5 protein-coding genes are annotated in these 7,755 nt (G+C 70.3%); 3 read left to right on the top strand and 2 right to left on the bottom strand.

Going from position 1 to position 7,755, the window contains the following annotated elements:
• Positions 1-142: 142 nt before the first annotated feature.
• Positions 143-487, bottom strand: a complete 345-nt coding sequence (locus ACFWA9_RS36980; protein ID WP_380393573.1) for a hypothetical protein — start codon at positions 485-487, stop codon at positions 143-145.
• A 15-nt stretch (positions 488-502) separates the two neighbouring features.
• A complete protein-coding gene (locus tag ACFWA9_RS36985; protein WP_380393576.1) occupies positions 503-4,486 on the bottom strand; it encodes a polymorphic toxin-type HINT domain-containing protein in 3,984 nt (1,327 codons plus the stop codon).
• A 464-nt stretch (positions 4,487-4,950) separates the two neighbouring features.
• Between ACFWA9_RS36985 and ACFWA9_RS36990 the strand changes: the two genes are divergently transcribed.
• The 3 genes from ACFWA9_RS36990 to ACFWA9_RS37000 all read left to right on the top strand — a co-directional run bounded on the left by ACFWA9_RS36990 (position 4,951) and on the right by ACFWA9_RS37000 (position 7,712).
• Positions 4,951-5,442 carry a hypothetical protein gene (locus ACFWA9_RS36990; protein WP_380393579.1) on the top strand — a complete coding sequence of 164 codons (492 nt, stop codon included), beginning with the start codon at positions 4,951-4,953 and terminating at the stop codon, positions 5,440-5,442.
• 65 nt (positions 5,443-5,507) lie between these two features.
• A complete protein-coding gene (locus tag ACFWA9_RS36995) occupies positions 5,508-5,996 on the top strand; it encodes a hypothetical protein (protein WP_380393582.1) in 489 nt (162 codons plus the stop codon).
• A 51-nt stretch (positions 5,997-6,047) separates the two neighbouring features.
• Positions 6,048-7,712 carry a trypsin-like serine protease gene (locus ACFWA9_RS37000; RefSeq protein ID WP_380393585.1) on the top strand — a complete coding sequence of 555 codons (1,665 nt, stop codon included), beginning with the start codon at positions 6,048-6,050 and terminating at the stop codon, positions 7,710-7,712.
• The last annotated feature ends 43 nt before the right edge of the window (positions 7,713-7,755 follow it).

A 7,755-nucleotide genomic window follows, 5' to 3' on the forward strand; every position in this document is an offset into this window, starting at 1 on the left:
CTCTTGGTTGTGTTTTTTGGTGGGTTTTTTTTTTTTTTTTCTAACTCCCCGCTCCACCTCTCCATCTGCCCATTCTTTTGGCCCGGCGCCCCCCCCGGTGCGCCCCCCGCCCTTCACTACTCCCAGTCGATCAGGTGACGGCCTACGGAGTCCCTACGCGTAGGTATTCACCATAAATTTGATGCAGCAGAACCGCATACCGATAGTGGGCGTCAACAACTTCCCGCTCTCCCACGGTCGCACCTTCACCAAATCGTTCCAGGCGAGAGATGATCTCTTCAAGCAACCCCATGACGTCTCCCCGGGCCGGCTTGAATATCCCCTCTTCGACAAAAAGGATCACCTGGGTCACATGCTCATCAGCGAGGGCCAGGTCGCCATGGATGAGTGCCAGATTCTCGCCTGCGCGCAACAGATTCTCGCCGCGGCGGAGACTGGGGAACGACAAGTGCCGCCAGAGAGCGTAGTCCTCCATAAAATCCGACAACGACCCATCCTCTCGCTAGTCGGCGCCATACCAGAAGGTTACGGCCTTGCCGTCAGGGCCGACGATCCCACCCTTACCCGTCTGGGGGTCCACGTACTTGATCCCGCGCGACCCGTCCGCCAGAGTTTCCAAACTGGCGTTGAGTCCCCTCTTCCCTCCTGGCTGGGCAATGCCCGCAGCCCAGTCTTTCGCATCCTTGAGGTACTGCTCATGCGTGACGCCACGCGCCTTCCCATGCTTGTCCCAGTGGTATTCAAACTGATCCTGAGAGGACCTCCCGCTGGGATTGTAGAAGGCGTCATCGATCTTCTCGGTGCACAATCCCGTATTGTGCACCAGTACCGGCACAGTACCGGCGATCGCATAGTACGTGTGGAGATCGCTGACCGAGAGGTTGTAGGCGGGCTGCAAGGTGGTCCAGTGGCGGACGCCCGAGATCGTGGCAGTCGCACCGGAAGCCGTTAGCACCAGGTCGCCGGCCCGGAGATCGGCGGCGTCCACCCAGTTCTGACGGTTCTCGGACCAGAAGGGGTGGTGGTCGGTCGCGGTCAGCGTGCCAGCCTTCTCCCCCGTCAGCACCACCAGGTCCGTGAAGTCACGGTCATCGGGGGTGTAGATCGTCGCGTCCACTCGGCGGGCGCCGGTCTGTCCACTCGCGGGGTCGCCCGACAGGACCTGGTCGCCGACCCGGACCTGCTCGATCGGCTTGGCAGAACCGTCCGCCATCAGCACGCGGGTACCGGCTGGGAAGCTGTTCTTGCCGATGCGGCAACTTCCGGGGAGCTTGGAGAACAGCTTGTCCAAGAACTCCATGACCTTCTTGCCGCCGGGGACCTTCTCGGCCCACTTGGCGAGCTTGGCCACGGCGGCCGCGTCCCCGGCGAGCGGGATGGCCCCGACGCAGGACAGGATCGCGTTCTCGACGTCCTTCTGCAGGGCGTAGATCCCGCAGTTGATCAGGTCCGCGATGTCCGCGATGCCCGGCGCGAAGACGCCCCCGACGCCACCGATGAGGTCCAGGACACCATGGCTGACGTTCAGGACCGTGTCCAGCCAGCCCGACTTGTGCTGAGCGGCCTCCTTGCGGAGTTCGGCCTCCAGCGTGTCGGTCGCCGACTTCTTGTCCTGCTCGGCCTGCTGCTTGGCGGCGGCGTCACTGGCGGCCTGGGCCGCGGCCACGCGGGCGGCCTCCTGCTCGGCGACGTACTTGGTCTTGTACGTGTCCATGGCGTTGCGCGCGGCCTGCGCGGCGACCGCCGTGTCCTGACCGGCGGCCTCGGCGTCGGCCTTCGCCCGGGCGGCGGAGGCGTATGCATCCCGCGCAGACAAGCTCGCATTGGCGGCCGAGCGCTGGGCCTGCTGGGCCGAGTAGGCCGCGGAAGCCGCCGAGTGACGAGCCGAAGCCTCGGCGGAGGCGGCGGTCTTCGCCGCGTCTGCGGCCTTTTTCGCGCTCGCGGCGGCCGCGTCGGCCTTGTTCTTCGCCTCGGCGGCGTAACCCGCAGCGGCACTGGCAGACGCAGCGGCTTGGGCGGACGCGGCGTTGGCCTCGCCGGTGGCGTTCCTGGCGAGGGCCGCGGCCTGGACAGCCTCGGCGGCGCTCTGCTGAGCGTAGGCGGTGACCGCCGATGCCTCGGAGATCATCCGCTGGATCTCGGCCGCGTGAGTCGCGGCGAGCGCGTCCTTGCGAGCGGTGATGTACTGCCCGGTTTCGATGAAGGCCCGGAGTACCTCCGGCGGACCCTCGAGCGCGATCTGCGCCGCGGCCTTGACCTCGGGACCACCGGACTGACGAAGCCCTGCCGCGACGACCTGGTCGTCGGCGAGCTGGGCCAGGTAGCGGCCGCTGGCGAGGAAGTCACGCAGCGCGTCGACGTTGCCGTTTAGCGCGGCACGGCCGGCGGCCTGGACACTGGGTCCGCCAGTGCTGACGAACTTGGCCACACTGACCTGGAAGTCCGCTGTCGCGGCCTGGTACTGACCGGTACTCAGGAAGGCGGTGACAGCGCCGGTGTCTCCCTGCAGGGCGTTCGCCGCCGCAGCGCGCACCGCCGGAAGGTCTGAGGTGGTGGCGAGGTTCTGGACGCGCTCCCGGTCGTCCATCTCGATCGCCCGGCGGCGACCGTCACGGACGAAGTCGAGCACGTCCTGGTCGGTACCGGCAAGCGCCGTGCGGGCCCCTGTGACCTCCCAGGGACCGGCGATCTTCATCGACAGGACGGCGAGCTTGCGCCCGTCGGTGACGATTGCCGCGGTGTCGGGGTTCGCCTGTGCCAGCGCGGTGGCGAGGCGGGTGGCCTCGTCCTTGGTTCGGCGCAGCTGCTGAACGCCCTCGCCGATCGAGGCCTGCTTGTCGTCGTAGGCAGCCTTGGCGGACCTGACCCGTTCGACATCGGTGGCGGTCTGCGACGCGAGGTCCTCGGCCTCTGCCCGCTGGGCGAGGTCGTGGACCCGATTGGCCTCGTCGACGCCGTCCTTGGCGGTCTGCGCGGCGGCGACCGCCGCGTCGGCGTGCGCCTTGGACCGGTCGGCGGCCTGTGCGGCCTCCCCGGCGTGCTGGGCGGCGTCGTAGGCGGCGACCGCCGCGTTGTGGGCGTGTGCGGCGGCGGAGTCCGCGAGCACCTTCGCCTGGGCGGTCGCCTTCGCGGCCTCGCCGGCCAGGGACTTGGCGGCGCTCGCCGCCCTGGAGGCTTCCTGGGCCTGACGCTGGGTCGCGGCTGCCGCGGCCTTGGCACGCGCCGACTGGGAACCGGCCACGCCGGCGTAGCCACCGGCCTGTCCGGCCGCGGTGGCGGCGGCCATGGCATTCCCGCTGGCACTCAGGGCCGACTCGGCCACCTCGGCGCTCGCGCTCGCGGCGGCCGTGGCCTGGGTCAGCGACCCCGAGGCCAGGTCCGCGGCCTTGGCAGCGGTCTCGGCCGCCGTGGCGGCCGCCGTGGCCGCGTCGGCCTTGCCACGGTCAGAGGCGGCTCCCGCCGCCGCGTTGCGGGCGGCGGTCGCGGCCCGGGCCGCGCCCGCCGCGGCGTAAGCGGCCTGGCTGGCCGCACTGGCCGCCGTGCGGGCCGAGTTGGTGGCGGAGCGGGCGGCCTTCACCGCGGTCTGCGCCGCGTCGGTCGCCCGGTTGGCGGCGTCCGCCGCCCGTCCGGCGGCGGCGGTCGCGGCGACCGTGTCGTTGTGCGCGGCCTCGGTCTCGGCGGCGGCCTTCGCCGCCGACTCCTTGGCCAGTTGCGAGGCCGCGATCGCCTGTGCCGCGGACTCCTTGGCGCCCTCCGTCTCGCGGACGGCCTGCGCTGACGCCTCCTTGGCCTGCTGGGTCAGCTGCTCGACGCTCGTGTGCTCCACGTCACGAGCCTTGGCCACGTGCTGGCCGACCTCGAGGAACTCACGGACGTCGTCGATGGTCCCGTTGAGCGCCAGCCTCGCGGCGGCCTGGGTGTTCGGCCCACCCGTGGAGAGGATCTGGACCAGCTTCACCCGGTCGTCGGCGTCCCGTGCGGTGTACTGACCTTCGTTCAGGAACACCTGGACATCGTCCGGAGTGCCGTTGAGGGCGGCCCTCGCGGCCGCCTGCACACCGGCGCCCGCGCCGTTGATCAGCGAGGCGGCCTTGACCTGCTGGTCGCTCTTCAGCGCCTCCTGATAGCCACCGTCCAGGAAGTCCTGTAGCTCCTTGGGGGTACCTGCAAGCGCCTCACGCGCCGCCTCTCGCACCCCGGCTCCACCCAAGGCGAGGATCTGCGCGGCACTGACCTGGTCGTCCTGCACCTGGGCTAGGACGTGCTCGCTGTCCAGGAACTTGCGCACGTCCGCGTCCGAGCCGGTCAGCGCGGCCTCGGCCGCGGCCTTGACCGCCGGACCACCCTCCTGCCAGAACGCAACCACATTGGCACGGTCCGTCGATACGACGGCGGTCGTGCCACCCGGCGCGTCCGCGGCCATGGCCGGCGCGGCCCCCAACAGACCGGCCGCGAGCGCCAAGGGCAGCACGCGCAGGCTGACCACGGCGGATATCGACTGCCCGCCCCGCCTTCGCCGCCTTGACCGGACAACTATTCCACCCACCAGAGACCCCTCCACGATCCGACAGCCGAGATTCGACTGGGGTGGAGCATATCCACAGGGATATGTCCGAACGACCGAAATGGCGACCTGTCAGCGCGATGCACGGAGGTTCTACTTGATCGAGCAGATGGCAAATCCAGACAAAAGGCAGTTAATCCATCGCCCCATCGGATCGGCGACCACCCAATCTGACCTGCGGCTCTACTTGATCCAGCCACAACCGAGAAGAGCGGTTGAGCATGCCATAGACTGCGATCCGCCAAAGCCATCGGGGGCCGGGAATGGCGCGCCACCGCCGCCATTCCATCTGTCTCGTGCGTGTCGGATCAACGATGCCGACCGTCGAGTAGTTGGACGTCGACCGTTCCCCCGGGTGAAGTCAACCCACCTGAAGGGAAATCGAGATGAAGAGCAACATATCCCGCTGGCTGGTCGCCGGCTCCCTCGCGGCCGCCACCACCTTCGGCGCCACCGCACTGGCCTCCGCCGACACCGCTCCCGGCGGCGACACCGCCACCCCGCCGCCGGCGGTGGAGGACTTCGCCTACCCCGGCGTCTCGCCCCTCCCCCAGCTGAAGCTCATCCGCGGTGACGGTCACATCGTGCTGGCCGACTGCAACACGGCCACCCAGATCCAGCTGTGGAGCACCGCCGCGACCAGCCCCAGCGGCGGCCCCGGCGTCTGCTTCCGCGTCACCGGTTCGAGCGGCTACCTCTCGCTCGAACTGCCGCAGACCTTCATGATCCAGACCAGCAACGAGCGGGCCGTGCGCGCCAACCTGACCGCCGAGGGCGTCGCCCAGACCGTGGACGTCGCCAAGGGCGGGGCCGCCACTGTCGGTGTGGCGCTCGGGCAGAAGCCGACCATGCTCGTCGAGTTGCGCATCACCGGCTGATCCGTCACCGGGCCGGTCGCCGGCCGGCCACTCGGTACCCGACACCATCGATCCGGGGGGCTCCCATGAAACACCGCGTCCGCGGTTGGGCGGCCGTCATCGCCGCCACCGCCGCCGCAGGCGTGTTCGGCCTGAGCGCGTTCGCCGCCGCCGACACGGCACCACCACCCGCTGACGGCACCCTCCCGCCGTCGGCCGTCGAGGACTTCTCCTACCCAGGCGGCTCCACGCTGACCGGCCTAAAGATCATGCGTGGGGATGGCCACATCCTTCTCGCCGACTGCGCCGGCGCGACGCAGATCCAGATCTGGACCCGAGCACCTGGCAACAAGGACAACAAGGTGTGCTTCACGGCCACCACCACGACCGGCTTCCTGACCCTGGAGCTGGTCGACGTCTTCGCCGTCCAGACCTCGGGGCGCTCCGTACAGGCCGGCCTCACCGCCGGCGGATCGACCCAGACCCTGGACGTTCCCAAGGACGGCTTCGCGGGCGTCGGCGAGGGGCTCGGCCAGGCTCCGACCACCGTCGTCGAACTGCACGTCACCGGCTGACCACCGAGTCGACGCATACGTCCACCTTCAAGACCGAGGACAACCCACCCCATGCTTTCCAAGACCTCTGCCCGCGTCCGGGTGACGGGCGCGCTGGCCGCGACCCTGACAGTCGGCGCGCTGGCCACCTTCTCCGCCGCGCCCGCCGGCGCCGTCGTCGGCGACCCCGCGGCGGACGGCGCCCACGCCTACACCGCCAAGCTCGCCATCGGCGACAACGTCCGCGCCTGCACCGGCGCACTCGTCGACCGCAACTGGATCATCACCGCCGCCAGCTGCTTCGCCGACGACCCCGCCCAGCCCCAGGCCCTGACCGCCGGCGCACCGAAGTGGAAGACCACCGCCACCGTCGGCCGCGCCGACCTGACCACCACCACCGGCGCCACCACCGACATCGTCGAGCTGGTCCCCCGCCAGGACCGCGACCTCGTGATGGCCCGCCTCGCCACACCCGTCGATGGCATCACCCCGCTCACCCTCGCCACCACCGCGCCCACCGCCGGCGAGAACCTGCGGGTGCCCGCCTACGGCCGCACCAAGACCGAGTGGGTGCCCCTCAAGCTCCACAGCGGCGTCTTCAACGTCGGCGCCGTCACCGCGAACGCCGTCAGCACCACCGGCACCAACGGCGCCTCGATCTGCAAGGGCGACACCGGCGCCCCCGCCGTCCGCGAGGTCAACGGCAAGACCGAACTCGCCGCCATCGCCTCCCGCTCCTGGCAGGGCGGCTGCTTCGGCAGCACCGAGACCCGCACCGGCACCACCAACACCCGCGTCGACGACCTCACCGCCTGGGTCCAGCAGGTGCGCGGTACCTCGGTCGGCTGGAAGACCCAGGCCCTGGTCAAGGGCGGCACCGGCCTCTTCCAGGCCGCCCGCCTCTACGACGGCTCCTGGACCCCGTTCGAGGACGTCCAGGCCAAGGCCGGGGACATCGGCGGCGTGCGCGCCGTCGCCACCGCCGGCATCAACGGCGACACCCATGTCGTCGCCCTCGGCGGCGACGGCCACCTGCACCACACCATCCGCCACCTCGACGGCACCTGGGCCGGTTTCGGCGACCTCAACACCAACGTCGGCGACCTCGGCAACATCACCCAGGTCGCCATCGCCTCCACCGGCGCCAACCTGGAGGTCGTCGTCCTCGCCGACGGCCAGCTCTTCCACAGCGTCCGCACCAGCGGCGGGTACTGGACCGGCTTCGGCAAGGTCTTCGAGGCCGCCGGGCCCCTGAGCGGCGTCACCACCCTCGCCACGGCGGGAGTCGGCGGGGACCTCCAGGTCGCCGCAGTCGCGGGCGGGCAGGTCTACCACACCATCCGCTCCGGCTCCACCGGCAGCTGGAGCGCCTGGGGCGCGGTCGCCGGAGCCGCCGGCGCCACCGCCCCGGTCACCTCGCTCGCGATGGCCCGCCAGGGCGACGACATGAACCTCGTCGTCGTCACCGACACCGGCGCCCAGCTCCACACCATCCGCTACGCCAACGCCACCTGGCAGCCCTTCGGCTCCGTCAGCAGCGTCATCGGACAGGTCACCGCCACCTCGGTCAGCGCCGCCCCGGTCGACACCGGCGCCCAGTTCGCCATCACCACCGGCGACAACCGCGTCCTGACCACCACCCGCCTCGCGGACGGCAACTGGACCGCCCCCCAGGCCCTGGACCTCCAGGGCGTGAACGGCGACCACACCGGCACCGCCATCACCGGCACCCTCTAGTACGCCACGGAGGGGGCGGGCGGCCGCACGGGCCTGTCACTGA

Source organism: Kitasatospora sp. NPDC059973 (genome assembly GCF_042737525.1).
Taxonomy (GTDB): Bacteria; Actinomycetota; Actinomycetes; order Streptomycetales; family Streptomycetaceae; genus Kitasatospora.